The organism is Belliella alkalica, from assembly GCF_022549785.1.
Taxonomy (GTDB): Bacteria; Bacteroidota; Bacteroidia; order Cytophagales; family Cyclobacteriaceae; genus Belliella; species Belliella alkalica.
Map to the genome: position 1 here is coordinate 201,850 of NZ_JAKZGO010000003.1, position 26,095 is coordinate 227,944.

The window sequence follows — 26,095 nt, forward strand, 5'->3', positions numbered from 1 at the left end:
AATTAGTGGGGCTTGTTTAAAGTGAAAACCTTCTAATCAATTGGCACATTATATTGGTAAATTTCCGGGACTCTTTCAAAAGAACCCTTATCACTCTTAAAGTGGAGACCATAAATTTTATTGTTCAAAGGGTCTAGTGCAATAAGGTTCAGTAAAAGTTCAAGCTTATAAGTTTCAATTAAATTACCATTCCAATCTAATTTATATACAGTTGAATAAAAGTTTTCTACAGGATTTTCTCTTAATTCGGATTGTTTTAAACCTATATACAAAGCATATATGTGAGCATCAGTAGCTTTTAAGTCAACAAAGTTGTTAAGAATGGAAGGTGGGATAAAAGATCGTGACTCTTCTGATAAATCAGGGGTAATTAAATCTCCTAAAGTAAAAGTTTTTTCCAAGTTTGCATTTTCATCATATATGTGAACTTGGTTAAAGTAATACATAGCTTGAGCAATCTTTTTATTTTTCTCGTTATGTAAAATTAAACTGTTGTATACAAATGATTTACTTTTCTTAAATAGGCTTTCTTCTGGAATTTTTGGGTGGAATTCTTGCCAAGTTAATTCTCTTGTTTCAGGATCAAACAAATAAAAACTACCTTTTCCTTCAATTGGGTTTTTTCCGATGATTTTTCCAGAAGGCATAATGTTTATATCAAAGCTTCCCAAGATTTTAGGATCCATAATTATGTTTTCTTGTAAAGAATAACCCGAGGCGAGGTTTTTATCAACCTTGATTTTCTGGAATCTTTTTTTGTTAGGATCAAAAATCCAAAATTCGTCACTTTTTCCAGATACAGAGTTTTTTACAAATTTAGGTAGACTGAAATCTTCGGGGCCATCTCCTTCTTTTCCAAAACTCCCTAATTTCTCAAAATTTGATGTAGAATAAACTTGAAAAATTTCACTTTGACTTCTATCAAGAAGAATCAAATTGCTACCCACGACTGCGAATTCTGAAAATTCATTATCTTCCTCAATAGTGTTTATTTTTTCAGCTGTCAATTGAGTTACTTTTGTGGGATTGGTAGATCCGTCTTTATTTGTGCTTTTTTCAGAACATGAAAAGAATATAAAAAGAAGGATGCTTGTCAACGAGATATACTTGTTTTTTAAAATGATGCTCATTTTCTATTTCGTTAATATTAATTGATATAAATCATATACTAGTTCATTTGCAACAGGCGATCCAATTAATGAAATTTTGTTTTCGCTATCTAATAAAAATGTTTCTCTTGAATAGAAATTTAAATTATTTAAATCTATAAAAGAATTTTTTTCATCAATGTAAATAGTGAATGGGTAATTGTAGTTTTTCATTACGTGGTCAAAGTAATCATTCCTCTTACCAGTAGCAATGAAATAAATTTCTAATTCAGAGTTGAGTTTTTTTGAAGAGATAAAACTTGACCAATCTTCCATTTCTAAAAAACATGCTGCACATTCAGTAGTAATTAGCTTAATGACTTTATACCCAGTTTCAGAATTTATTTCATTTATTCCTTTTACTTTTTCAATTTCATAAAAATGCTTTATTGCAGTATCTTTCATTAGTGGAAATTGCTTCATATAGTTTGAAGAAAGAGATTGAATCTTTTCCTCATTAGTAGAACAACTAAAAATTGATAAAATTGTAAAAAGAACTATAAATGCTGATTTCATTTTCTTGTTTATTTCTTGAAAATAGATATCTATTCAAGCATTAACTTGAATAGATATCAAACCCTTAATTAGTTTACTCCTTGGTTACAAGTACCAATGACAAACGCATCATCTGCATCCTTGTAAGGGCAACCTGAATTGCAAATGGGCACACTATTCATAGTTCCATTTTGTATAGCATAACAGTCAGCGGTTCCACCTCCGCCTTCACCTGGAGGTAATGAGGCTTGAGATATTGCGTTAGTTGAAATGAATATAAAACCTCCTAAAACAACAATACCTAATAATAATTTACGCATAATTGTTAATGGTTAGGTAAAATATTAAGTTCCAAAGGAACTAGCTTCAACCTAAAAGCTTTCACAATATTATTATTATTAAGTGCAAATAATTAAAATAAAATTTTTAAAAAAAGTGATTGAAATAGTGATGTTTTTTTTGTTTACGGTTTATATAAATTATTTATTGCTTTGGTGATTGGTCTCAAGAATAATAGAATTACAAAAGTCAAGTGAAAACTTCAAAAATATCTTCTTCAAATATTTTGACTTTTCAAGCACTTAAAGTGGCATCATGGCTTTTTAATTATTCGATTTTTTTAAGAAAATTGCTTTCAAGTTCAGAATCTCAAAATGTAGTAATATCCCCCAAAGTTGCCAAAGCCATTTGCAGTTCCTTCTCGGAAATTCTCCCGATTCTTTCTACCAAGCGTTCTTTTGAAATGGAGCGAATATGAAAAACCATCATTTCAGATATTCTCCTCAGGTTGTTCGTAGTGTCAGGGATTAAAATTGGGTTGCCATGATAATTTTTTATTTTGGAAGTCAAAGGAACAGTGATGACTACTTTGAGGTGTTTATTGAGTAAGTTTCCACTTATAATGACTACTGGACGAAAGCCAGCTTGCTCAGAACCTTTACTAGGATTCAGATCAGCATACCAGATTTCACCTTGTTTCGTCTTCTATCTGCTTGAAATATTCAGCCATCCCTTATTCTGCCAAATTGACCATGTCCTTGTCTTCTTTGGCTTGACTATATGATTTTACATATGCAGCTCTTTTAAGATGCTCAAGGTATAATCTTAAGGCTTTTTCAATTAGCTTGTTTTTAGGTGTTTTTAACTTTTTGGCTTATTCATCGAATACTGGTTTAGTCGAAAAATTCCCTGTGTTTGTCGAAAAAATTTAAAAAAGAAGCTAGTGTTTTATTATTTCAACCGATGAAAAGTATATATAGGTTTCAGATCGGTATTATTTCTTTTCGACTTTTCATAAAATAATGTTAAGGAATATGAAACAGTTTAGTAAAATACTATTTGTAATGTTGTTTTGTACTGTAGCTAAAGAAGTACAGGGACAGATAAAAGGCAGGGTAATGGAGAGTAGCGAATCAGGAGCTCCGTTTGCTACTGTGCAACTACTTTCCTCCAAAGACAGTAGTATGGTCAAAGGAGCTATTACTGACGAAGAGGGCGAGTTTGTTATTCAAACAGCAAACCCAGGCGAGTACTTATTGGGGATTAGTTCAATAGGTTATTCTTCTTACAAAGGAGAGGTGTTTACTTATAATGGTGATTTAAAGGTACTTTCTCCAATCGTCCTTAGTGAGTCAGCTGTAGCACTTGATGAAGTGGTAGTGAAAGGACAGCGACCTGTAATGGAAAGAAAATCTGATCGGTTTGTTATGGATGTCACAGCCAGTTCATTTCAAGCAGATAACTTAATGGATATTTTCAGGGCATTGCCATTTGTCCAGATCAGTGATGGTGGTATTGCTATCAATGGACGTCCCAATGTTTTGATTGTATTGGACAATGTACAGATGCCTGGTGCAACAATGAATACAATACTTGAAAATATGACAGGAGATGAAATAGAAAATATTGAATTCATCACGAATCCATCTTCTCGATATCCATCCAATATCAATTCAGTAATCAGAATTACTACAAAAAAGTCAAAGAATTATGGACTTACCGGGAGTGCCAGAGGAAATTTCTCTCAGGGAGTCAAGTTTCGGGGAAGCGGGGGAGTATCATTAATATACCGTAAGGAAAAATGGTTTGCAGATCTAAATGTAAATTATTCATCAAACAACTTTTTCCTGGATAGAAATGGCTATAGAACAATGACCATAGATGGCGTTCCGCGTGTATTCAATGAAGCTTATGAATCTATTACTGTTTGGAACACCCTCATGCTTAGAGGAAGGGTTGAATACAGTTTTTCTCCAAAACATGCTTTTGGAATTCAGGCCAATTACTCAAACAAAGATGTTCCTGATAGATCTTTGAGTAATAACCAAATAGGTTTTTCCAATAACATAGGAGGGGTAGCCGACTCAACGCTTGTGAGTGATGCGATTACTTATGGGTATCAGAATACTCAAAATTATAGTGCCTATTACTCTGGTAAGTTAGATGACAAGGGGAGACGTATGGATTTGGTATTGACCTACACGCCAATTGGAAATAGAAATAGTGATGAAATGTTTTTTCAAGATATGCTTTCCTCAGAAGGAGACCTTTTAGCCAATCTACCAGTTGTTAGAAATACAGCTGTCAGTAATGCTAAAATCTATGTAGGACAACTGGATTTTGAGTTGCCATTTGAAAATGGATGGAATGGAACGGCGGGAGCGAAGGTGACTTTGTCTACCAATAAGACTAGACCCTTTCAGGAAGTAAAGCAAAATGACCTTTTTGTAAAGGAAGAAGAGTTTAGCTTTCAAAATGACTTTGAAGAGCAAATATGGGCAGGGTATGGTTCCTTAGGAAAGACGTTTGGGAAGACAACCATTGATGCAGGCTTACGGGTAGAACACTCCACGATGTTGGTACAAGACTTGGTTGAAAGTTCCGTTCCAGTTGATAGGGTATTTACAGACTTCTTCCCTACTTTGATGATTTCTAGGCCCCTATCGGAACAGGTAATAATGAGTTTTAATTATAGGGAAACAATTAGTCGCCCTGGATTTTCTGTTCTGACCCCATATCGAATTTATAGAGATGATTTTACCATAATGGAAGGTAATCCAGAACTTCGCCCCCAGTATAATAGATTCCTAACTATCAATAGTGTTATAAAGGAAAACCTTTTTCTTGAATTAGAATACAAGCAAGAACGAGATGTTTATACCCATATTCCCGAACTGGTTGATAACACGATGATTCTTAAGATGAGGAATTTTGATCTGGATTACTATAGTTTGACCATGAACTACAGTTACCAATTTACAGATTGGTGGTCAGGGAGTGTATTTGGCATGGGAGCTTTGTACGATGGGAGGATGTTTCAGGAAAACTTCAGGGATATAGAAATCCCGCAAAGCTTTTTCCACACTTTAGGTATTAACAATACCCTCAGCCTACCAAAGAATCTTAAGTTGGATTTAGGATATAACTATACAGGGCCATTTCATTATGGTCTGGTGAAGACAATAACCAATCAATTTACGAGAATTGCCTTAAGTGGAGGATTGTTTGAGAATAAGTTACGCTATACAATTTCTGCATTGGATGTATTCAGGGGTAGTTTTGAAGGGGGAGAGATTACTTCATTCAATACCTTTATGAGGTCTGTAGATTACAGGGATGCAAGAAGATTTCAAATCGGTCTTGTTTACTCCTTTGGCAAGAAAACTGTGAAAAGAGCAAGCAGTAAGGGGTTGGGTAATGAAGATGTAATCGACAGGGTGGATTGAAGGCTTTTAAATGTAGGGTAGTCAACAATTTTGATGTTGTTTAAAGGGCAACACAATGAATTTATATACTTTTAGGCAAGTAATATAAACGCTGTAAATTTACCATCTCAAAAAAGTAAGTATCGATGGATAGTAATCAAAAACTGGCTAAAGAAAACACTTTGATCAGAGCATCTCTTTATGGAGTGAGCTTTATAATAATTTGGTTTTATAATGCCATTCTTTTTGATCAAACAAAATTTGATATTGTTATTTTGGGCTATTCGGTTTGGAATTTTGTGGTTGTAATTCTGAATCAGTTTACTATAGAAACCATTGTTTTTAGGGTTAAAAGTACTCTAAGATGGTTGATTTTGTTTGTATCCTTAGTTATACTTTATTTTGTATCGGTATTTCTTTTGGTGTATCCACTCAAATGGTTGAATTATTTTCGACCAGATGATGAAAGAATAGAGGTAATATTCAATAGGTTTTTTTTTCCTTCAATAGAAGGTGCATTTTCAGTATTAGGACTTTCTTGGTCAACTGGTCAGTTATATTTTCATCTATTTTTTTTACTTATTGGAACTTTTATATTTAGGTATGTACAATCTATGAAGAAAATTGCAGCTCTTCAGATAATGAATGCTAACCTTGAGTTGGATTTACTTAAATCTCAGATTCATCCCCATTTTTTGTTTAATACACTCAATAACTTATACCGATTAGTTATGGACGTTCCCCAAGCAGGGGAAGTTGTATTGAAATTGTCTGATTTATTGAGGTTTAGTCTTTACGAAAGCAACACAGAATCGATATCCCTGGGAAAGGAAATAGGGTTTTTGGAAGATTATATAGAGTTGGAAAAAATCCGACATCATAGTCATGTTCAAATAGCATATGATTTTGAATCAGTTCAAAATAGAGATAAGCGAATTGCTCCCCTAATTTTCATTAATTTTATAGAAAATGCCTTTAAACATGGGGTGAACAATACGGTAAAAGAGTCATGGGTAAAAATAATTTTGGAACAAACTAACAATATCGTCATCTTCAAGGTTGCAAATAGTAAAATCGGGAACGGAATTACAAAAAAGGAAGTGGGAGGACAGGGGATAGCCAGTGTTAGGAGAAGGTTGGATATTTTATATTATGGCAAATATGATTTAGAGATTTTGGATGAAGAAAGTGTATATCAGGTTAATTTAAAAATAGAACTTGCATGAGTATTTTTATCAAGTGTTTGATAGTAGATGACGAGCCTTTCGCTCAAGAAGTGATTGAGAAGCATGCGGAGAAAGTTCCATATCTTCAAGTGGTCAAAAAATCCAATAATGCAGTGGAGGCTCTTAAGGACATAGAAGAGTATCTACCGGATTTGGTTTTTATGGATATCCAAATGCCTGAAATGAGTGGCTTGGAATTAATCAAAATACTTAATAATCACAAGCCAAAGGTGATCATTACGACTGCATTCCCAGAACATGCGCTTGAAGGTTTTGACTTAGATGTTTCAGACTATTTATTAAAACCAATTTCTTTTGAACGCTTTCTCAAGGCAGTAAATAAAGTTTATACATACCAAAAGCTAGCTACCCAGCCAAGGATTCCCGCTGTGCAATCTAGTGAATCTGATAGTCCAACTTTTTTCTGGGTAAAAGAAAACGGGAAATTAGTACACGTAGCCTTTGAGGATGTTCAGATGATCAAGGGGATGAAAGATTATTTACAGATTTTTTTGAAAGAAAGGCGTATCATTACCTACATGACTATGAAACGCATCATGGAAATCCTGCCCTTACAAGATTTTATGCGTGTAAGCCGATCTTATATTGTTCGAAAATCTTCTATCATTTCCATCAATGGGAATATGTTGGAAACATCTCTAGGTGAGGAAGTGATGATAGGAACAACCTATCGTGATATCATTCGTGATGAAGTCAATGAGTGGCTTAAATAGTTGGTCGAAATTTTCAATTAAATTGGTCAAGGATTAATATGGATGGTAAACTCTTTAAGCCACAAACAATTGATCTCAAAAAACAAAATCATTCAGCTACATCGTAGTAATATCTCCCAAAGTTGCCAAAGCCATTTGCAGTTCCTTGTCGGAAATTTTACCGATTTTTTCTACCAAGCGCTCTTTCGAAATTGAGCGAATATGAAAAACCATCATTTCAGATATTTCCCTCAGGTTGTTCGTAGTGTCAGGGATTAAAATTGGGTTACCTTGATAATTTTTTATTTTGGAAGTCAAAGGAACAGTGATGACTACTTTGAGGTGTTTGTTGAGTAAGTTTCCACTGATAATGACTACTGGACGAAAGCCAGCTTGCTCAGAATCTTTACTAGGATTCAGATCAGCATACCAGATTTCACCTTGTTTCATCTTCTATTTGCTTGAAATATTCAGCCATCCCTTCTTCTGCTAAATTGACCATGTCCTTGTCTTCTTTGGTTTGACTATATGAATTGACATATGCAGCTCTTTTGAGATGCTCAAGGTATAATCTTAAGGCTTTTTCAATTAGCTTGTTTTTTGGGATTTCTAATTTCTTGGCATGCTCATCGAGCATTTCCAATAAGTCATTTGGAAGTGAGCTAGTAAAAGTTGCCATATTTTTACATTTGAAGTAATAATACAAATTATATTTATAAAATGTAAATATAATTTGTCAAAAATTATTCATGAACTTTACTACATCTCTCCCTCAAACACAAAATAACCTTCTTTCCAAACCCCTTTTTCTACTTTCTCATCAAACAATCCAAACACTGTCGACCCTGACCCTGACATGGCAGCGTAGAAAGCACCCATTTCATAAAGTTTACTTTTGATAGCTGCAATCTCTGGGTATTTGGGGAAGATGCTTGCTTCAAAATCATTGACCAATTCGTCCTTCCACCTCGATCGGTCGGCAAGGACTTCAGATAGGTTAACTGTCGGTGCTTGTGGGACTACACCAGCATACGCTTCTTTTGTCCCAATGTGTATATTTGGGTTGATTAGTAGAAGGTGTTTGCCTTTCAGGTCGATATTCACTGGCTCAAGAACTTCTCCTCTTCCTGTAGCGATCTTTGGCGTATTTTCTACGAAAAAAGCACAATCACTACCCAATTGCGCAGCATAATCTTCCAAAAACCAATCTTCAAGCAACAAATCAAAAAGATTGTTCATCATGCTCAATGCAAAAGCAGCATCTGCTGAACCACCTCCCAAACCTGCACCCATAGGGATGTTTTTGTGAAGATGAATGCTCACATGCGGCAATTCATTGAAGTCTTTGCGCAGGAGTTTGAATGCTTTGAGGATGAGGTTGTCTTTGTCTGAACCAGGGATAGGCAACCCCGTACTTGTGAAAGTGGTTTTCTTGTCTAAGATCATTTCTAACGCATCGTACAGAGGAATGGGGACCATGCAAGTCTCTACCTCGTGATAGCCATCTTTTCTTTTGGCTGTGATGTGTAAGCCAAGATTTATTTTTGCATTTGGGAAACTGATCATGCCCCGAATTTATAAATTATGTGACGAGATAAATAATTCACCAAGCAAATCTTTCAAAACCATTTGTTTTTCAATAGTTTATTGTTTTTTATTGTGATTTGTGGAAATACAAAAACTTTGCGTATTCATTACTGTATCTTATCGATAAGGATTTTTTATTTATAAAAAAATCAAAAAAAATAACTTTTTGTTAACACTTAGCGAATCCGTGATTTTGTTTTGAAATTTTAAATAAATTTTGAAAAATAAATATATAATTCTGATTTTGTTCAAAAAATAGATTTATAATTTTTTCAAAAAGTTTAATGACGGTATTTAAAATTTAAATGTGAGATAAAAAAAGAATTAAAATATTGTAAGTATGGAAATTGAGGTTTAATATTGTATCACGAAATCGAAACAAAAAATATTAACCATAACCACATGTTTAAATCAGTCAGCCTTATTGGAATTATTATTCTCATCATTGGAAAACAATGAGGCGCTAGACTATATAAATTAAACAACCATATAATTCTAGGTGCCTCATCCAAGTGAGGCACTTTTTTTTATACAAGCTTATTAAATAAACCTATTGAACCATGAGTTTGAAGAAATACAGTTGGGAAATCAGCCAAAATGAAGAGCATCCGGCCGGCAAGGCCATGTTGTATGCCACAGGCTTGACTGATAAGAAAATGAACCAACCCTTCGTGGGTGTTGCCAGTTGCGGCTATGAAAGCAACCCTTGCAACATGCACCTCAACGACTTCGCCGGTCTGATCAAAGCATCTTCCCAAGAGCATGATCTGACCGGTTTAGTATTTAATACCATTGGTATTTCGGATGGTACGACGATGGGTACTTTGGGTATGCGCTATTCCCTTGTATCTAGGGAGATCATCGCCGATTCTATAGAATCTTTTATCATCGGTCATTCCTTTGATGGCTGTATCTCTGTCGCAGGTTGTGACAAAAATATGCCAGGAGCACTGATGGGAATGATCAGGACAAACAGACCCTCAATCCTCGTCTATGGCGGAACAATAGCCTCGGGCAATTACAAAGGTGAAAAACTTAACATTGTATCTGCATTCGAAGCTTTTGGCAAGCGTGTCAATGGAAATATTTCTGATGAAGACTATGATGGTGTGATCCGAAATTCATGCCCTGGAAAAGGCGCTTGCGGAGGAATGTACACAGCAAATACCATGTCTTCTGCCATCGAGGCAATGGGCATGTCTTTGCCTTATTCCGCATCATATCCTGCTAATTCCCCCGAGAAATTGAGGGAGTGTAGAGAGGTCAATAAATTCATGAAAATCCTTCTTGAAAAAGACATCAAACCAAGTGATATCATTACCAAAAAGAGTTTGGAGAATGCTGTCACTGTGACAATAGCACTGGGAGGAAGTACCAACGCTGTGATGCATATCATTGCGATTGCGAGGACTGCCGGTATTGATTTTACCATTGAAGATTTTAAGGCGATCAACGCAAAAACTCCGATGATTGGAGACTTCAAGCCTTCAGGTAAATTTATGATGGAAGACCTTCACGAGCAGGGTGGACTTCCTGCATTTATGAAGTACATGTTGCAAAATGGATTTTTACATGGCGATTGCCTTACAGTAACTGGTAAAACTTTAGCTGAAAATCTTGAGAATATTGATGCCATTGTTCCTTCTATGGTCAATGTAATCCATCCTTTAGAACAACCTATCAAGGCTACGGGACACCTTTGTATCTTAGATGGAAATCTTGCCCCTGATGGAGCAGTTGCCAAAATCACAGGAAAAGAAGGGAGTTCATTTACAGGGCCTGCAAGGGTTTTTGACTCAGAGCAAGAGGCAAATGACGCCATTCGTGACCATAAAGTACAGAAAGGTGAAGTACTTGTGATTCGAAATATTGGCCCAAAAGGTGGTCCAGGCATGCCTGAGATGCTTAAGCCTACATCAATGATCATTGGTGCTGGCTTGGGTTCTGATGTGGCATTGATTACTGATGGCAGATTTTCTGGTGGTACTCATGGCTTTGTGGTAGGACATGTCACTCCGGAAGCATTTCTTGGAGGACCGATCGGATTACTGAAAGATGGTGATATGGTCACTATTGATGCAGACAAACTGAAATTGACTTGTGAAGTCAGTGAAGAGGAGTTTTCTGAGAGAAGAAAGGCTTGGAAAAAGAAAGACATTAAGGGCCTACAAGGTACTTTGAAAAAATATAATTTATTGGTTTCCACAGCCTCTGAAGGATGTGTGACTGACAAACAATAAAACCCAACACCATGATAAGAGGAGCAGATATCGTAGTGAGATCATTGATAGCCGAAAATGCCAAGCATATTTTTGGGTATCCAGGAGGGGCGATTATGCCTGTGTATGATGCGCTTTATGATTATAGTGATCAGATTAGACATGTTTTGACACGACATGAGCAAGGGGCAATCCATGCCGCTCAAGGATATGCGCGTGTCTCTGGGCAAGTCGGTGTGGCCTTGGCAACTTCAGGCCCTGGTGCTACCAATTTGATAACAGGCCTTGCTGATGCCATGATTGACAGTACGCCTTTGGTCTGTATTACAGGTCAAGTTGCTGCACATTTGCTGGGTACTGATGCTTTTCAAGAAACGGACGTGGTCGGAATTTCAATGCCTGTGACAAAGTGGAATATTCAGGTCAGAAGAGCCGAAGATATTGCTCCGGCTATCGCAAAAGGCTTTCATATCGCAAGATCTGGTCGTCCAGGACCAGTTTTGATTGACATCACAAAAAATGCACAGACTGAAGCTGGAGAGTTTAATTATGTGCCTTGTCTAAGTATCAGATCCTACAGGCCATATTTTGAAGTCAAGAAAGATGAGGTGCAAAAAGCAGCTGAATTGATCAATGCTGCAAAAAGACCTTATGTATTATATGGACAAGGTGTTGTCATTGGAAAAGCAGAGGCAGAGTTAAAAGCATTTTTGGACAAAACTGGAATTCCTGCAGCATGTACTTTATTGGGTTCTGGAGCACTATCAGAAGAGCACCCTTCTTACGTTGGTAAGCTTGGTATGCATGGAAACTATGCTCCAAATATGCTGACAAATCAATGTGATGTGCTGATAGCTATCGGAATGCGCTTTGATGACCGTGTTACTGGTGATCTCAAACGCTATGCGAAGCAAGCGAAAGTGGTCCACTTGGAACTTGATCCAGCAGAGATCAATAAAAATGTATTTGCTGACGCACCTGTTTTGGGAGATTGTAAACAAAGCTTAAGTATGCTAAATCAGGCAGTGAATCCAAACAGCCATGAAGAGTGGATGTCAAAATTCAAAGAACTGGAGTTGCTAGAAAGAGAATCTGTAATCGCCAATGACCTGTCACCGACGAAAGTAGGGTTGACAATGGGTGAGGTGATCAGATTTATCAATCAATATAAAGCTGACGATGCTATTTTGGTAACGGATGTTGGACAGCATCAGATGATCGCATGGAGGTATTTTGATTACAAAACTTCCAAAACACAAGTAACTTCCGGTGGACTGGGTACTATGGGATTTGCCCTTCCAGCAGCATTGGGAGCTCAGATGTACGATTACAGCCGTCAGGTGATCTGTGTGGTCGGTGACGGGGGAATCCAAATGACAATCCAAGAGCTAGGGACTATCATGCAGACCAAAGCTCCTGTGAAGGTAGTGTTATTGAATAATAACTTCCTTGGGATGGTAAGACAATGGCAGCAGATGTTCTTTGATAGAAGGTATTCATTCACAGAACTGGACAATCCTGATTTTATCAAACTAGCGGAAGCATACAGCATCAAAGCTACAAAGGTTTCTGAGAGAGAGGGGTTAAGTGAAGCAGTAGCAGATATGCTGATGCATGATGGACCATATTTCTTGGAAGTTGTGGTAGAAAAAGAGGATAATGTATTCCCGATGATCGCTACGGGTTGTTCGGTAGAAGAGGTAAGACTAAGCTAAATCGAAGAGAATTTATGAACCGTTATACCATACTTATTTATACAGAGAATTTTATCGGTATCCTCAATAGGATCACGATCATTTTCACCAGAAGAGGCATCAATATTGATGCGCTCACCGCTTCCGAAAGCCGCTTGGATGGGATCCATAAGATCACCATCGAGTGTACTGTGACAGAAGAGCAGATTATCCAATTGGTAAAGCAAATAGAAAAAATCACAGATGTGATCAAAGCTTATTACTTCATGGATAGTGAGGTTGTCTATCAAGAAATTGCGCTTTACAAGCTTCCAATTGACAGCTTGGATGCAAGTCTTGAAAAAGTAATCAGACAATATAATGCCCACATCATTGCAGCAGAGAAGGAATTTGTTGTGGTGGAATTTACAGGGCATAAAGAAGATACTCAGGCATTGTTGGAGACACTCAAGCCTTATAGCCTTCTTGAGTTTTCTAGGTCAGGCCGTGTAGCTATTGCCAAACCTAGATTTTCCGTATCAGAATATTTAAATAATCAAACCTTATAAAAACCAATAACTATGAAACTGAAATTTGGATCAGTAGAAGAAAATGTAGTAACCAGAGAGGAATTTCCACTGGAGAAAGCTAGAGAAGTATTGAAGGATGAAGTGATCGCCGTATTGGGTTACGGAGTACAAGGTCCTGGTCAAGCATTGAACTTGAAGGACAATGGCTTCAATGTAATCGTGGGTCAGAGAAAAGATTCCAAGACTTGGGACAAAGCAGTTGCTGATGGCTGGGTTCCTGGAGAGACACTTTTCGAATTGGAAGAAGCTTGTGAAAAAGGCACAATTCTTCAATTCTTACTTTCTGATGCAGGACAAATAGCGCTTTGGCCTACAGTGAAAAAACACCTTACTCCTGGAAAAGCATTGTATTTTTCTCATGGTTTCGGTGTGACTTACAAAGAAAAAACAGGTATCGTTCCCCCAGCTGATGTTGATGTGATTTTGGTTGCACCTAAAGGTTCTGGGACATCTTTGAGAAGAATGTTTGTAGAAGGTAGAGGATTGAACTCTTCTTATGCCATCTTCCAAGACGGAACAGGTAGAGCAAAAGATAGAGTTGTAGCACTTGGAATCGGTGTAGGATCAGGTTACTTATTCGAGACTGATTTTTACAGAGAGGTTACATCTGATTTGACAGGTGAAAGAGGAACTTTGATGGGGGCTATTCAAGGAATCTTTGCTGCTCAGTATGAAGTGTTGAGAGCGAATGGTCACACTCCTTCTGAGGCTTTCAATGAGACTGTTGAAGAATTGACACAAAGTTTGATGCCATTGGTGGCAGAGAATGGAATGGATTGGATGTATGCCAACTGTTCTACTACTGCCCAAAGAGGTGCTTTGGACTGGTGGAAGCCTTTCAGAGATGCAACTAAGCCGGTATTTGAAGAGCTTTATGATTCTGTAAAAACAGGTAAAGAAGCACAAAAATCAATTGATTCAAATAGCAAATCTGACTATAGAGTAAAATTAGAAGCTGAATTGAAAGAATTGAGAGATTCTGAAATGTGGCAAGCTGGCGCAACCGTCAGAAAATTAAGACCCGAAAATAACTGATATTATGAGTGAAAAGCTATGGATATTCGATACCACCCTTCGTGATGGGGAACAGGTACCGGGTTGTCAATTGAACACCCGAGAAAAGATCGTGGTCGCTAAGGCATTAGAAGAACTGGGAGTAGATGTGATTGAAGCTGGGTTTCCAATATCCAGTCCAGGTGACTTCAATTCAGTTGTTGAAATTTCCAAAGCTGTATCAAATCCCATTATCTGCGCCCTTTCCAGAGCTGTGGAAAAGGATATTGATGTAGCTGCTGACGCGCTGAAATATGCAAAAAAAGGAAGGATTCACACCGGCATCGGTGTGTCTCCTTTTCATATACAATACAAACTCAGATCTACTCCTGATGAAATCATTGAGCGGGCTGTAAGGGCGGTGAAATACGCCAAGCGTTATGTAGAAGATGTGGAATTTTATGCAGAAGATGCAGGTCGTGCCGAAAAAGATTTTTTAGCCAGAATATTGGAACAAGTCATCAAAGCCGGTGCTACTGTAGTCAATATTCCAGATACCACAGGTTATTGTCTTCCGGAACAATACGGAGCAATTATCAGGCATCTAAAAGAAAATGTTTCCAACATTGACAAAGCAATCATTGCTACCCATTGCCACAATGATCTTGGTATGGCGACAGCCAACACCATTTCTGGTGTTCAGAATGGAGCAAGACAAGTGGAGGTTACGATCAATGGGATAGGCGAAAGAGCTGGAAATACTTCCATGGAAGAAGTAGTCATGGCAATCAAATGTCACCATGATATTCCAATCCATACAAGCATTGTCACTCCGAAGATTTACGAGACCAGCAGGTTGATCTCCAAATTGATGAATATGCCTGTTCAGCCAAACAAGGCCATTGTAGGAAGAAATGCCTTTGCACATTCATCAGGAATCCATCAGGATGGTGTGTTGAAGCACAGAGAGAATTATGAAATCATCGATCCTAAAGATGTTGGCGTTCATGAATCATCGATAGTATTGACAGCAAGAAGTGGAAGGGCAGCATTGAAGCACCATTTGGATGCTTTGGGTGTAGTTTTGGAAGGTGAGGCTCTGAAAGAAGTTTATGAAGAATTTTTGGTGATGGCAGATTCCAAAAGGGATATCACACCAAAAGACCTACTTTCATTGGTAGGGAAATATATGGACGAGTCTTCCTTTATCGAATTGGATAAAGTGAGTTACGAGTCAAATGGAGAAATCAAATCAACCGTTTCCCTAAAAATCGGTGATAAAATTGAAGTGGCATCTTCTACAGGAAATGGTCCAGTAGATGCAGTACTTAAAGCTATTGAGAAAATCGTAAAGCCTGATATTGAGCTTGAAGAGTTTCTCATCCAAGCTATTACGGCAGGAAGTGATGATGTAGCTAAAGTTCACATGAGAATCATGCAAGGAAAAATCCCTTACTATGGTTTTTCTTCCAATACAGATATCGTATTGGCTTCAGCACAGGCATTTGTAGATGCCTTGAATAAAATACCCGTCAAAAATAAAGTGACAGTAGCCTAATTATGGAAAAGAAAACATTATTTGATAAAATTTGGGATGCACATGTGGTCAAATCTGTCCCATCAGGACCGGATGTATTCTTCATTGATAAGCATTTTATCCATGAAGTAACCAGCCCTGTTGCGTTTTTGAATTTGGAAAAACGTGGTGTAGGCGTCCTTCATCCGCAGAGGACAGTAGGTACTCCAGATCACAATGTGCCCACGGTGGATCAAGATAAGACCATCAAAGACAAGCTTTCAAGAATGCAAGTAGAAAAGCTTCGTGAAAACTGCAAGAAGCATGGGATCGAATTGCATGACTTGGGTTCTGCCCACCATGGAATTGTCCATGTGATAGGTCCAGAGCTTGGGATTACCCAGCCAGGAATGACCATCGTTTGTGGAGATAGCCATACTTCTACACATGGGGCTTTTGGTGCCATCGCATTTGGTATTGGTACATCAGAAGTTGAAATGGTATTGGCTACGCAATGTATCATGCAGAGCAAGGCAAAGAAAATGCGCATCACTGTCGATGGTGAGTTGAGTGCTGGTGTCACTTCTAAAGATATCATTCTATATATCATCGCTAAAATCTCTGCGGCAGGTGCTACTGGTTACTTTGTGGAATATGCTGGCTCGGCAATCGAAAGCCTTAGCATGGAAGCAAGGATGACCATCTGCAACATGAGTATAGAAATGGGTGCCAGAGGAGGCCTAATCGCTCCTGACGAAACTACTTTTGATTACCTAAAAGGAAAACAATATTCTCCAAAAGGAGAAGAATGGGACAAAGCAGTGTCTTATTGGAAGTCTTTGAAAACTGACGATGGAGCTGTTTTCGATAAAGAATATCATTTTGATGCAGCGGATATTGAGCCAATGATTACTTATGGTACCAATCCAGGTATGGGTATCAAAGTCAAAGGAAATATCCCAAGCACCGAAGGTATGGAAGGTAGCAACAAAACTTCCTACTTGAAGTCATTGGATTACATGGGATTTGCTCCAGGTGAAGCGATCCAAGGAAAGAAAGTGGATTTTGTCTTTGTAGGAAGCTGTACCAATGGCCGAATTGAAGATATCAGATCAGTTGCCAATTATGTAAAGGGTAAGAAAAAGGCGGATAACATTACCGCTTGGATCGTTCCGGGATCTAGGGAAGTAGAGAAAATGGCTCACGAAGAAGGCTTGGTGAAAATCTTGGAAGAAGCAGGATTTGAGTTGAGACAACCGGGTTGTTCTGCTTGTTTGGCGATGAATGATGATAAGATTCCTTCAGGGAAATACGCTGTCTCCACTTCAAACAGAAACTTTGAAGGAAGACAAGGGCCAGGAGCCAGAACTATGCTCGCCAGTCCATTGACTGTAGCAGCAGTAGCTGTTAAAGGTGAAATATGTGACCCTAGAGAGATCTTTTAATTCTTAAAAAAAGGAAAAAATGGCTTACGATAAATTTAATGTGTTGACTTCAACAGTTGTCCCGCTTCCTACCGAAAATGTGGATACAGATCAAATCATCCCTGCAAGGTTCTTGAAAGCAACTGAGCGGGAAGGTTTCGGAGACAATCTTTTTAGAGACTGGAGATATGACGTAGAAGGCAACCCAAAAAAGGATTTTGTACTCAATGATTCTACTTACACTGGGAAAATACTCCTTGCAGGCAGAAACTTTGGTTCTGGCTCGAGTAGAGAACATGCCGTTTGGGCATTGTATGATTATGGGTTCAGATGTGTGGTATCTAGCTTCTTTGCTGATATCTTCAAAAACAACTGTCTGAACATCGGAGTACTTCCAGTGACTATCAGTCCAGAGTTTGCAGACGTATTGTTTGCAGCAGTTGAAGCTGATCCGAGTACAGAAGTAGAAGTGGATATTGATACACAAAAGATCACCTTGCTCAGTACAGGTCAATCAGAATCTTTTGATATCAATGCCTACAAAAAAGAGAACATGAAAAATGGCTTTGATGATATTGATTATCTTTTGAACCTAAAAGGGGAAATAGAAGAATTTGAGAAAGGAAGAGCTTAGAAAGGATGAAGGCTGAGGGATGAAGTAAGAAAGATGGAAGATTGAATAACCAAAAAATAGGTTATCAATGGAGGAAGGGAAAAGAACAAGGAAGTGAATCGAAATCTTTTATCTTATCTCGATATGATATTTAGATTAGAAAAATACAACCCCGAAGAGCTTGTTCCGAAAATCGGGAGGTTATACTATGATTAGCCTAGGGTTGCAACCCTGGGATTGAGTTGATATCATCGGACAGCAACCCCGAAGTGGGTTGAATTTGAAATGCTTGCAAATCATAAACATAGTGTGAAATACCAAAGTCTGTCAAACATCAAATTTTCATCCTTCAAACTTCATCCTTCATCCTTTCAAAATCTCATGTCTAAAATCTACCCTCTACAATCAAAAATAAAATGGGAACACATAGGAAAATAGAAATCATGGACACCACGCTGAGGGATGGAGAGCAGACCTCAGGAGTCTCTTTTCTTCCTTCTGAAAAACTCCAGATAGCCAAGTTGCTGTTGGAGGAACTGAAGGTGGATAGGATAGAAGTGGCATCTGCCCGGGTTTCTGAGGGAGAGATGGAGGGTGTCAAAAAAATTACCCAATGGGCTGCAGAGAAAGGTTATTTGGATAAAGTTGAAGTTTTGGCTTTTGTAGATACGCCTGCATCTATCAATTGGATGGTGGAAGCAGGTGCCAAAGTCATGAACCTTCTCACAAAAGGATCATTGAATCATTTAACCCATCAACTCAAAAAAACTCCTGATCAGCATTTTGAAGATATCAGAGCTTGTGTCAAATATGCACGTAGCAAAGGTATAACTGTCAATGTCTATTTGGAAGATTGGAGTAATGGGATGCGAAACTCCATGGATTACACCATGGATTTAATTAGCTTTTTGAATGAAATCAGAGTGCGTAGGATTATGCTTCCCGATACTTTGGGTCTTTTGCATCCTAGGGAAGTTTCCCATTTCGTAAAACTGATTACAACAGAATTCCCTGATTGCCATTTTGATTTTCATGCACACAATGACTACGACCTTTCTGTAGCAAATGTACTGGAGGCGATTTACAATGGAATTGCGGGAATTCATACCACTGTCAATGGACTCGGTGAAAGAGCTGGAAATGCTCCTTTGGAATCTGTAATTGCAGTTTTGAAGGATTTTACCGATTACAGGATTGGCCTCAACGAAAATAAGATCTACCGTGTAAGCAAACTCGTAGAGCAGTTTTCCGGCCAACATATTCCTGCTAATAAGCCAGTGGTGGGAGAGAATGTCTTTACACAAACTGCAGGAATCCACGCAGATGGTGACAATAAAAAGAACCTTTATTTCAATGACTTGCTTCCTGAGAGATTTGGAAGACAAAGAAAATATGCGCTTGGAAAGACTTCTGGAAAGGCCAACATCCTCAAAAACCTTCAGGAATTGGGGATTTCCCTTGAGAAGGATGAGTTGACCAAAGTGACACAAAAAATCATTGAACTTGGGGATAGAAAAGAACGAGTGACCACTGAAGATTTGCCGTATATCATTTCAGATGTATTGCAAAACAATTCGATCACCAAAGATATCTTTATCGAGGGATATCACATGACCCACTCTAGGGGCTTGAAGCCTACAGTGCAGTTGAAAATGAGTATCCATGGCAAGTCTTTTGAAGAGCATTCTTCGGGAGATGGTCAGTACGATGCATTTATGCGTGCATTGGTGAAGATCTATAAATCTCAAGGAATGCAGTTGCCGAAGTTGACTGATTACCATGTGTCCATACCTCCAGGAGGAAAAACAGATGCTTTCGTAGAGACTGTGATTACATGGGACTATGGAAGGATTTTCAAAACCAAAGGCTTGGATTCGGATCAGACAGTAGCTGCGATGATGGCTACTGAGAAAATGTTGAACATAATTGATAAAATGCATAAAAATCCTTCTGATAAAGCAATTTTTCAGGAGTTGAAAAATCAAAACCCAGAACAAGACAAAGAGAATTTCTATGGAAATGAATATAGCACTACTGCCAGGTGATGGCATAGGACCTGAGGTAATTGCTCAGGCAGTAAAAGTGGTCAAAGCTGTAGGTAAGAAGTTTGGCCATACAATCAATTTCGAAGAAGCACCAGTTGGGGCGGCAGCAATAGACTTGACTGGCAACCCATATCCAGATGCTACCCACGATGTTTGTCTAAGAGCAGACGCGGTGCTTTTTGGAGCTATCGGAGATCCCAAGTATGACAATGATCCCAAAGCCAAAGTAAGGCCAGAGCAAGGTCTTTTGGAAATGAGGAGGAAATTGGGACTTTTTGCCAATGTACGTCCTACTTTCACATTCCCTTCTTTGATTCACAAATCTCCATTGAAACTCGAAAGGGTGGAGGGAGTAGATTTTGTTTTCTTCAGAGAACTGACTGGAGGGATTTATTTTGGTGAGCCAAGAGGAAGAAACGAGCAAGGAACCAAGGCATTTGACACAAATGTCTATACCAAAGAAGAAATCACGAGATTGGCTCGAATGGGTTTCGAAGCTGCGCAAAAAAGAAGGAAACTGTTGACTTGTGTAGATAAGGCTAATGTATTGGCTACTTCGAGATTGTGGAGAGAGACTGTACAAGAACTTGCTCCAGAATACCCTGATGTCAAAGTAGAATATGAATTTGTGGATGCAGTTGCTATGCGCTTGATCCAATGGCCAAAAGCTTACGATGTTTTGATTACAGAAAACCTATTTGGTGATATTTTGACTGATGAAGCTTCGGTGATTTCGGGCTCTATGGGCTTGATGCCATCAGCTTCGGTTGGTACTGAGAACAAATTGTTTGAGCCAATTCACGGTTCTTACCCGCAAGCAGCAGGAAAAGACATCGCCAATCCATTGGCAACAGTGCTTTCGGCAGCAATGATGTTCGAGTATGCTTTTGATATGAAAGCAGAAGCGCAAGCTATTTCTGATGTAGTCAATAAATCCTTGGCAGAAGGAATCGTAACAGAAGATATCGCCGAAGGATCCAAAGCCTACAAGACTTCAGAAGTAGGGGATTGGTTGGCGGAGAATCTATGATTTTGAAAAAGGATAAGTCGTTAAAAACCCACTTTGAGAGAAGTGGGTTTTTTTCTTATCATCATTCACTGAAGTTCTTTTTGATATAAGTGTAAATATTTTTGCAGAAATATTATTTTCATAATGCTTCTTTTTGCCATTCTAAAAAGTGATTATTTTCATCTGACGGAATACCAATGTATTGAATTGGAATTGATGGGTATTTTCTAAAAAGTAATTCTAATTTTTCTTTAAGACTGTTATTTGGATTTACTTTTCTTAAAAAATACTTCAGGTCTCCTTGCAGTTTTTGCCTTTGAAATAATTGCTTGGAAATCAGAATACGGATCAAATTGATAGCCTACTTTATTATAAAATGGTTTTACAAACAAGGATTGATTATCCTGCCAATGACTATCATTGTATTGAGTAGCCATACAATAAATAAATTGTGTTCGGATAGCAATCTCTATTCTTTCGATACAGTCAAAAACTAAAATCCGTAACTCTCTATCAAAGGAATAAGTATCAACAATCTGTTCAAAGGTTGTTCCATTATCAAAATGATCCTTTACTTTTTGATAGGGTAAGAAGTAGGCACTTAATCGATAATAACTTATTTGCCCTAAGTAGTGGAGCGCCGACTCATCTTCGATTACAGTAAGGTTTCTATTCTTTAGTTTCTTTAGTTGTTGTTCTAAAGTCAAAGGTGTTTTGGTATATCTCCTTTTTTTCATAAGCGCTTTAAAAAGAAAAACCCCCCAAGTGTGCTACATAAGTAAGCCTGGAGGGTGTATTATCGTGTTGAGAAGAGTTTATTTATTAAAAAAATTCACTTCCTACATAATTTCATTATTCATTATGAATTCAAAATTACCACTTTTACCAAATCATCAATAAAATAACAATATTTTATCTGTTCAACTGTTTCAATTCGAATTAAACCCTTTTTAAAGCTTTTTCATATTCTTCCTCTGTAGTGATAATTTTATCCCATTTCATATTTACGATTGGATTTTACTTTTTTAAAACTCCTCAACTGTATTTGCATCAATTTTATCATATTCAGCAAGGGTTCCTATGAATTTGATAAAAAACCATTGTCTGATATAGCTGATCTGAACAATCAAGCTATATTTATTTCTTGCGATATTAAAAACCACTCTGTTATTCTTTACCGGATCAGCATCAGGAATATCTTTTACAACATCCAACGACTTTTGCCAGTCAACATTTTTGACGATAGCAATCCAAGTTTCTATTCTTGCTTTGTAATCTGGATGCTTGTCGTAAAACTGAAGAAGGTTTTTTATGGCTATGATGTTTTTCAATGGACTCTTATTATCAATGGTTGAATACAACAATAAGTTTTCAAAATGAAAACATATTATTAAAATGTTCTATTTGGTTTAAACTTTATAATTTGATTCTAGGCTATATTCAGAAATTAACTTCTTAGATTGGTATTTAAAGATATAGTTTATTAAATTGAAAAATAAAATTAGTTGAACACATTTTGTTTTTAGTTATGGCAAATAGAATCTTTTCATTAACCACTCTAATTATCCTAATTTCTATTTGTGATTTGCAAAAAGTAAATGCTCAATACAAATTCGAAAAAAACCGTGAGTTTCAGATCAAATCACTTAACTCTGTTGAAATTGTTGATTATGATCCGGTTAAACAGCAATTCTTGGCTTATGAAAAAGGAGGCGGTGAGTTTGTCGTAGTTTTGTTGGATGATAAAGGTAGAATTTTGCAAAAGAAAGACTTGAATGGTCAAGGTCCAGGGCAATTCAGTTCAGCTATGAATTTCCTCGGGTTTTCAGATACGGAAGATATTCGGGTAATTACTCCAAACCAAATGATCTCTTATGATAGGAAATTGAATTTTAAGGAAAGCAAAAAGTTTGTAATTGATAATCCATTTTTTGTTTTTGGAGGATCAAAGGCTCCTGTGTTTTATTATAAAAATGGGCAAAAAGACAACCTTGTCTTTACTACATATCCTTCAGGGACTTCGAGATTTATGAGAGAGAAAAGTCTGGAAAAGCATCATTTAATTGAGATGCACGAATTAAATTCAAAGAAGACTTTTCACTTGGTACCTATTGCACATAGGCCAATTTTTAAACATTTAGACAATACCATCAATTCTATGTACAAGCCGATTTTTACTCAGGATAAGAAGAGCAATCAGCTTTATGTAACAGCTTCACTCGACAATGAAATCACAGTGTTTGATCTTCAATCAGGAAAAACTATCTCCAACATCAAAATCAATCATGGAGATTTTGGCAGCTTCAAGAAATTCCCAATTTCTGATAAAGACTTACCTAGCTACCCACCTTATACGCTTGCCTCAATGAATTTAAATGTTTATCATTTGGATGGAGGGCTTGTTTTACTGGATTATGTAAAAGAGATCCCTTACGGCACTTTTGAAAAAAAGAAAAAAGAGGATGCACAATATCATCATTTTCAAGACCCAGATTACCATAGAGTAATTCTATTTGATGAAAGAAAACAACTTAGCAATGATATGAAAATTCCATATGGCCAAATCAAAATTGCGATGCCTAATAATTCCATCTTAATCAAACTGCTCAATCCTGACGAAGAGGAGGATTTTGTGCGGTATGGGGTTTATCAAGTGTCAAAATAATCAATGACAAAAACTGGATTTTAATAGCAAATCAAAATGTTAGCATGAAATATTTATTAATTATTTTTATAATAGTTTCCTGTTCACAAAAATCAAATAAATTAAAAGACAATTATCTAGCAGGTATGCAGTTCCGTCTTGATACAGTGATTGTGAATCCCGGAGATGAAATAATTTTTCTTAATCAAGATATTCAATCAGCTAGCTTGAGTAATGATAAGAAGTATCTTTACAATTTCAATCCAAACGATCATACTTTTGAGAAGGTCAATTTGGATGCATTGCAACTTGAAGAAAAAATTTCATTTGAAAAAGAAGGACCGAATGGCACAGGAGATTTTTTTGGTGGATTACGAATTTTAAACTCTAATGAATTTACAATTTCAACTATAAACTGGCTTGCTTTATTTTCTTTAGATGGAACAAGAATAAAGAAAATCAACTATGAGGGTTTTTTTCTTGAAAACAATCCTATTCGTTCAGGTACATTGAGTTTTATTTCTACCTATTTAGACAGCGATGCGTCCCGTTTTTTTGCATTATTAGGTCAAGAAATGGATAAATTGTATTCATTAGGAGTTTTTAATCTAGATGATTACAGTTATCGAAAAATCCCAATACCTAGTTTTGATGGTATTTACGATTATAAGTTCAACCTGCAATTTGGACCTAGTTCTATTTCATTTGGCCCAAAACTAAGTATGGTATTGTCAGAATCAAGATTGATCTTTTCAAATCAGTTATTGAATGAACTGTCAATATATGATATGCAAGGAGACAGTATGTATGTAAAAGAGTATAGCAGTCATCTAACAGAAAATAAAAAAGTAAATAAATATCAACAGGACCATGAGTCAGAGGAAATTTTGGTGGAAGAATTCACTAGATTCCATCAGGAAATAAACTTCTTGCCGCCATTTTGGGATGAAAAAAATCAGGTTTTTTATCGTTTTTCTTTTCAGGAATTGCCAGCCAATTCAGAAAATGGAGTCCTTGCCCGTTCGGATATTTATCTATCGGTATTGGATAAAGACCTTAATCTAATCGGAGAGGCCTTAGTGCCTGATTTAAGGAAAAAACCAGCAACGTTATTTTCCAATCTATTCCCTAGACATTTTGCTAAAGATGGTAAAATCTGGATCTACGAGAATATCAATGATGAGATGGGATTTGTAATTTTATCAATAACAAACCAATATTGACTTTAGAAAAACTAGGGATTTCAGGTCCTATGTGAATAATGTTGAGAAAGAAAATAAGGTTAAATTTTAATTTAGATATAAATGAAGAAGACTCTGTTATACTTATTCTATTTTTTCATCATCTTTTCTTGTAACCAAAAGAGCGATGAAGAAAAGTCAGATCAAAATAGTGATTTGAAAAACATCACCCTTGAAAAGCTAGACAGCATTCAAATAGAATATTTAGGAAATCCGATTGTACATGACATTGATCCTAAATCGAAGACGGTTCTGTTTATGGAGTTTGAGGAGTTTTCAAATGATATTATGCTGGCTGATTTTGATGGGAATGTTTTCAACTCTTTTTCAAAGTTTGGAGATATGCCAGATGGATATGGGAGTCTTTTGGCACCTATACAAATTCTTGGAAAGGATGAGATATTAGCTTTTGGATTAAAAGGGTTTTCGAATTATGATTTTCAAGGTAATTTACACAATCAGGTTGGGCTAGATGAAATATACTTTCCCAATTTTAGAAGAATTGCCATGGGACATACAATGAATAAATTGGGGAACAAATATTTGTATTTAGAGGGAGGGACCAGAGATATTGATTATGATAAAATAAATCTTCATTCAGACATTTTTTTATTTAATTTACTTGATCCAAGTACTGGATCTAAAGAACCAATAATTCAATTTCCTAAAACTAGCATTTATAAAAGTGGCAAATATTTTTTCAGGAATGCATGGTCTCCAGTTTTTTCTGTAGTCGAAAATCAAGTTTTTATAGCTTTTGGTGGCGAACCAGTGATTTATAATTACAGTGGAGAGTCACCATTTGAATTGATTTCAAGTCTTCCCATTGACATACCTAATTATCGATATTTTGAGGGAAGTAATAATGAAAACCTCGAGTATGATTTTATTGGATTGTTTTTAAGCTCTGCTAGAATAGAAAATATTAAGAAAGTAGGAGATTATTTTTTGGTAGCATATTTCCAAGGATATGATGATGTCGATAGAGAGTATTTTTTTGCGAACAAAACACCTGATGAATCGAAAGAATTAAGAGAAAGGTTAAAAGAAAAGTATCCTTACAGGTTGGCAATATTCGATAGTTTAGGAAAAAGATTAAACGATTTTTCTCCTGAAGATTATGATCCAACTAGTATGCTGCTTCGAGACGGACAACTCTGGGTCATGGAAAAACCTGATCCAGAAGTTGAAAAAGAATATTTTAGATTGTATAGAGTGGGGCTTAAAGGCGAATGATTTTATGAAAAAGACATTT

Annotated in this window: 24 protein-coding genes; 15 read left to right on the plus strand and 9 right to left on the minus strand. The window is 36.9% G+C overall.

Annotated elements, in window-relative coordinates; all coding sequences use genetic code 11:
• Positions 1-32: 32 nt before the first annotated feature.
• The 4 genes from MM213_RS04900 to MM213_RS04915 form a co-directional block, all read right to left on the minus strand.
• On the minus strand, positions 33-1,007 hold the full coding sequence (locus tag MM213_RS04900) for a BF3164 family lipoprotein (protein WP_241410355.1): 975 nt from the start codon (positions 1,005-1,007) through the stop codon (positions 33-35).
• 126 nt (positions 1,008-1,133) lie between these two features.
• The gene (locus tag MM213_RS04905; RefSeq protein WP_241410356.1) at positions 1,134-1,664 is read right to left on the minus strand and encodes a hypothetical protein; all 531 of its coding nucleotides are present in this window, start codon (positions 1,662-1,664) and stop codon (positions 1,134-1,136) included.
• A gap of 68 nt (positions 1,665-1,732) precedes the next feature.
• A complete protein-coding gene (locus MM213_RS04910; protein ID WP_241410357.1) occupies positions 1,733-1,963 on the minus strand; it encodes a hypothetical protein in 231 nt (76 codons plus the stop codon).
• A gap of 328 nt (positions 1,964-2,291) precedes the next feature.
• Entirely contained in the window at positions 2,292-2,609 is a 318-nt protein-coding gene (locus MM213_RS04915; RefSeq protein ID WP_369413882.1) for a type II toxin-antitoxin system PemK/MazF family toxin, read from the minus strand.
• 347 nt (positions 2,610-2,956) lie between these two features.
• On the opposite strand from MM213_RS04915, the gene MM213_RS04920 reads away from it, so the two are divergent.
• From MM213_RS04920 to MM213_RS04930, 3 genes are all read left to right on the plus strand, one after another.
• The gene (locus MM213_RS04920; RefSeq protein ID WP_241410358.1) at positions 2,957-5,368 is read left to right on the plus strand and encodes a TonB-dependent receptor; all 2,412 of its coding nucleotides are present in this window, start codon (positions 2,957-2,959) and stop codon (positions 5,366-5,368) included.
• Between the two features lie 125 nt (positions 5,369-5,493).
• Positions 5,494-6,573: a sensor histidine kinase gene (locus MM213_RS04925; RefSeq protein ID WP_241410359.1), complete on the plus strand. Its 1,080-nt coding sequence runs from the start codon at positions 5,494-5,496 to the stop codon at positions 6,571-6,573.
• Entirely contained in the window at positions 6,570-7,307 is a 738-nt protein-coding gene (locus tag MM213_RS04930; protein ID WP_241410360.1) for a LytR/AlgR family response regulator transcription factor, read from the plus strand. Before MM213_RS04925 ends, MM213_RS04930 begins: the two co-directional genes overlap by 4 nt.
• A gap of 96 nt (positions 7,308-7,403) precedes the next feature.
• Here MM213_RS04930 and MM213_RS04935 read toward each other — a convergent pair whose 3' ends face one another.
• The 3 genes from MM213_RS04935 to ispE form a co-directional block, all read right to left on the minus strand.
• The gene (locus MM213_RS04935) at positions 7,404-7,736 is read right to left on the minus strand and encodes a type II toxin-antitoxin system PemK/MazF family toxin (protein WP_241410361.1); all 333 of its coding nucleotides are present in this window, start codon (positions 7,734-7,736) and stop codon (positions 7,404-7,406) included.
• Positions 7,723-7,965 (minus strand): ribbon-helix-helix domain-containing protein, encoded by a 243-nt coding sequence (locus MM213_RS04940; RefSeq protein WP_241410362.1) that lies wholly within the window; start codon positions 7,963-7,965, stop codon positions 7,723-7,725. The genes MM213_RS04935 and MM213_RS04940 overlap by 14 nt, the downstream gene beginning before the upstream one ends.
• Before the next feature lie 80 nt (positions 7,966-8,045).
• A complete protein-coding gene (gene ispE / locus MM213_RS04945) occupies positions 8,046-8,852 on the minus strand; it encodes a 4-(cytidine 5'-diphospho)-2-C-methyl-D-erythritol kinase (protein WP_241410363.1) in 807 nt (268 codons plus the stop codon).
• A gap of 581 nt (positions 8,853-9,433) precedes the next feature.
• Here ispE and ilvD point away from each other — a divergent pair.
• From ilvD to leuB, 9 genes are all read left to right on the plus strand, one after another.
• Complete coding sequence (gene ilvD / locus MM213_RS04950; protein WP_241410364.1) at positions 9,434-11,113, plus strand: dihydroxy-acid dehydratase; 1,680 nt, start codon at positions 9,434-9,436, stop codon at positions 11,111-11,113.
• An 11-nt stretch (positions 11,114-11,124) separates the two neighbouring features.
• Positions 11,125-12,807 carry a biosynthetic-type acetolactate synthase large subunit gene (ilvB, locus tag MM213_RS04955; protein ID WP_241410365.1) on the plus strand — a complete coding sequence of 561 codons (1,683 nt, stop codon included), beginning with the start codon at positions 11,125-11,127 and terminating at the stop codon, positions 12,805-12,807.
• A gap of 14 nt (positions 12,808-12,821) precedes the next feature.
• Positions 12,822-13,334 carry an acetolactate synthase small subunit gene (gene ilvN, locus MM213_RS04960; protein ID WP_241275560.1) on the plus strand — a complete coding sequence of 171 codons (513 nt, stop codon included), beginning with the start codon at positions 12,822-12,824 and terminating at the stop codon, positions 13,332-13,334.
• A gap of 12 nt (positions 13,335-13,346) precedes the next feature.
• Positions 13,347-14,390: a ketol-acid reductoisomerase gene (ilvC, locus tag MM213_RS04965; RefSeq protein WP_241275561.1), complete on the plus strand. Its 1,044-nt coding sequence runs from the start codon at positions 13,347-13,349 to the stop codon at positions 14,388-14,390.
• 4 nt (positions 14,391-14,394) lie between these two features.
• Positions 14,395-15,906 (plus strand): 2-isopropylmalate synthase, encoded by a 1,512-nt coding sequence (locus tag MM213_RS04970; protein WP_241410366.1) that lies wholly within the window; start codon positions 14,395-14,397, stop codon positions 15,904-15,906.
• A 2-nt stretch (positions 15,907-15,908) separates the two neighbouring features.
• A complete protein-coding gene (leuC, locus tag MM213_RS04975; protein WP_241410367.1) occupies positions 15,909-17,309 on the plus strand; it encodes a 3-isopropylmalate dehydratase large subunit in 1,401 nt (466 codons plus the stop codon).
• A gap of 19 nt (positions 17,310-17,328) precedes the next feature.
• Entirely contained in the window at positions 17,329-17,922 is a 594-nt protein-coding gene (gene leuD / locus MM213_RS04980) for a 3-isopropylmalate dehydratase small subunit (RefSeq protein ID WP_241410368.1), read from the plus strand.
• 395 nt (positions 17,923-18,317) lie between these two features.
• Positions 18,318-19,946, plus strand: coding sequence for a hydroxymethylglutaryl-CoA lyase-like TIM-barrel protein (locus MM213_RS04985; RefSeq protein ID WP_241410369.1), 1,629 nt, complete (start codon positions 18,318-18,320; stop codon positions 19,944-19,946).
• On the plus strand, positions 19,915-20,976 hold the full coding sequence (gene leuB, locus MM213_RS04990; RefSeq protein WP_241410370.1) for a 3-isopropylmalate dehydrogenase: 1,062 nt from the start codon (positions 19,915-19,917) through the stop codon (positions 20,974-20,976). Before MM213_RS04985 ends, leuB begins: the two co-directional genes overlap by 32 nt.
• Positions 20,977-21,215: 239 nt before the next feature.
• Here leuB and MM213_RS04995 read toward each other — a convergent pair whose 3' ends face one another.
• Together MM213_RS04995 and MM213_RS05000 are read right to left on the minus strand one after the other, a co-directional pair.
• Positions 21,216-21,692: an Abi family protein gene (locus tag MM213_RS04995; RefSeq protein WP_241410371.1), complete on the minus strand. Its 477-nt coding sequence runs from the start codon at positions 21,690-21,692 to the stop codon at positions 21,216-21,218.
• A 288-nt stretch (positions 21,693-21,980) separates the two neighbouring features.
• On the minus strand, positions 21,981-22,286 hold the full coding sequence (locus tag MM213_RS05000; RefSeq protein ID WP_241410372.1) for a type II toxin-antitoxin system HigB family toxin: 306 nt from the start codon (positions 22,284-22,286) through the stop codon (positions 21,981-21,983).
• 197 nt (positions 22,287-22,483) lie between these two features.
• On the opposite strand from MM213_RS05000, the gene MM213_RS05005 reads away from it, so the two are divergent.
• From MM213_RS05005 to MM213_RS05015, 3 genes are all read left to right on the plus strand, one after another.
• The gene (locus tag MM213_RS05005; protein ID WP_241410373.1) at positions 22,484-23,620 is read left to right on the plus strand and encodes a hypothetical protein; all 1,137 of its coding nucleotides are present in this window, start codon (positions 22,484-22,486) and stop codon (positions 23,618-23,620) included.
• 44 nt (positions 23,621-23,664) lie between these two features.
• Complete coding sequence (locus tag MM213_RS05010) at positions 23,665-24,822, plus strand: DUF4221 family protein (RefSeq protein WP_241410374.1); 1,158 nt, start codon at positions 23,665-23,667, stop codon at positions 24,820-24,822.
• An 81-nt stretch (positions 24,823-24,903) separates the two neighbouring features.
• Positions 24,904-26,076 (plus strand): hypothetical protein, encoded by a 1,173-nt coding sequence (locus tag MM213_RS05015; protein ID WP_241410375.1) that lies wholly within the window; start codon positions 24,904-24,906, stop codon positions 26,074-26,076.
• The last annotated feature ends 19 nt before the right edge of the window (positions 26,077-26,095 follow it).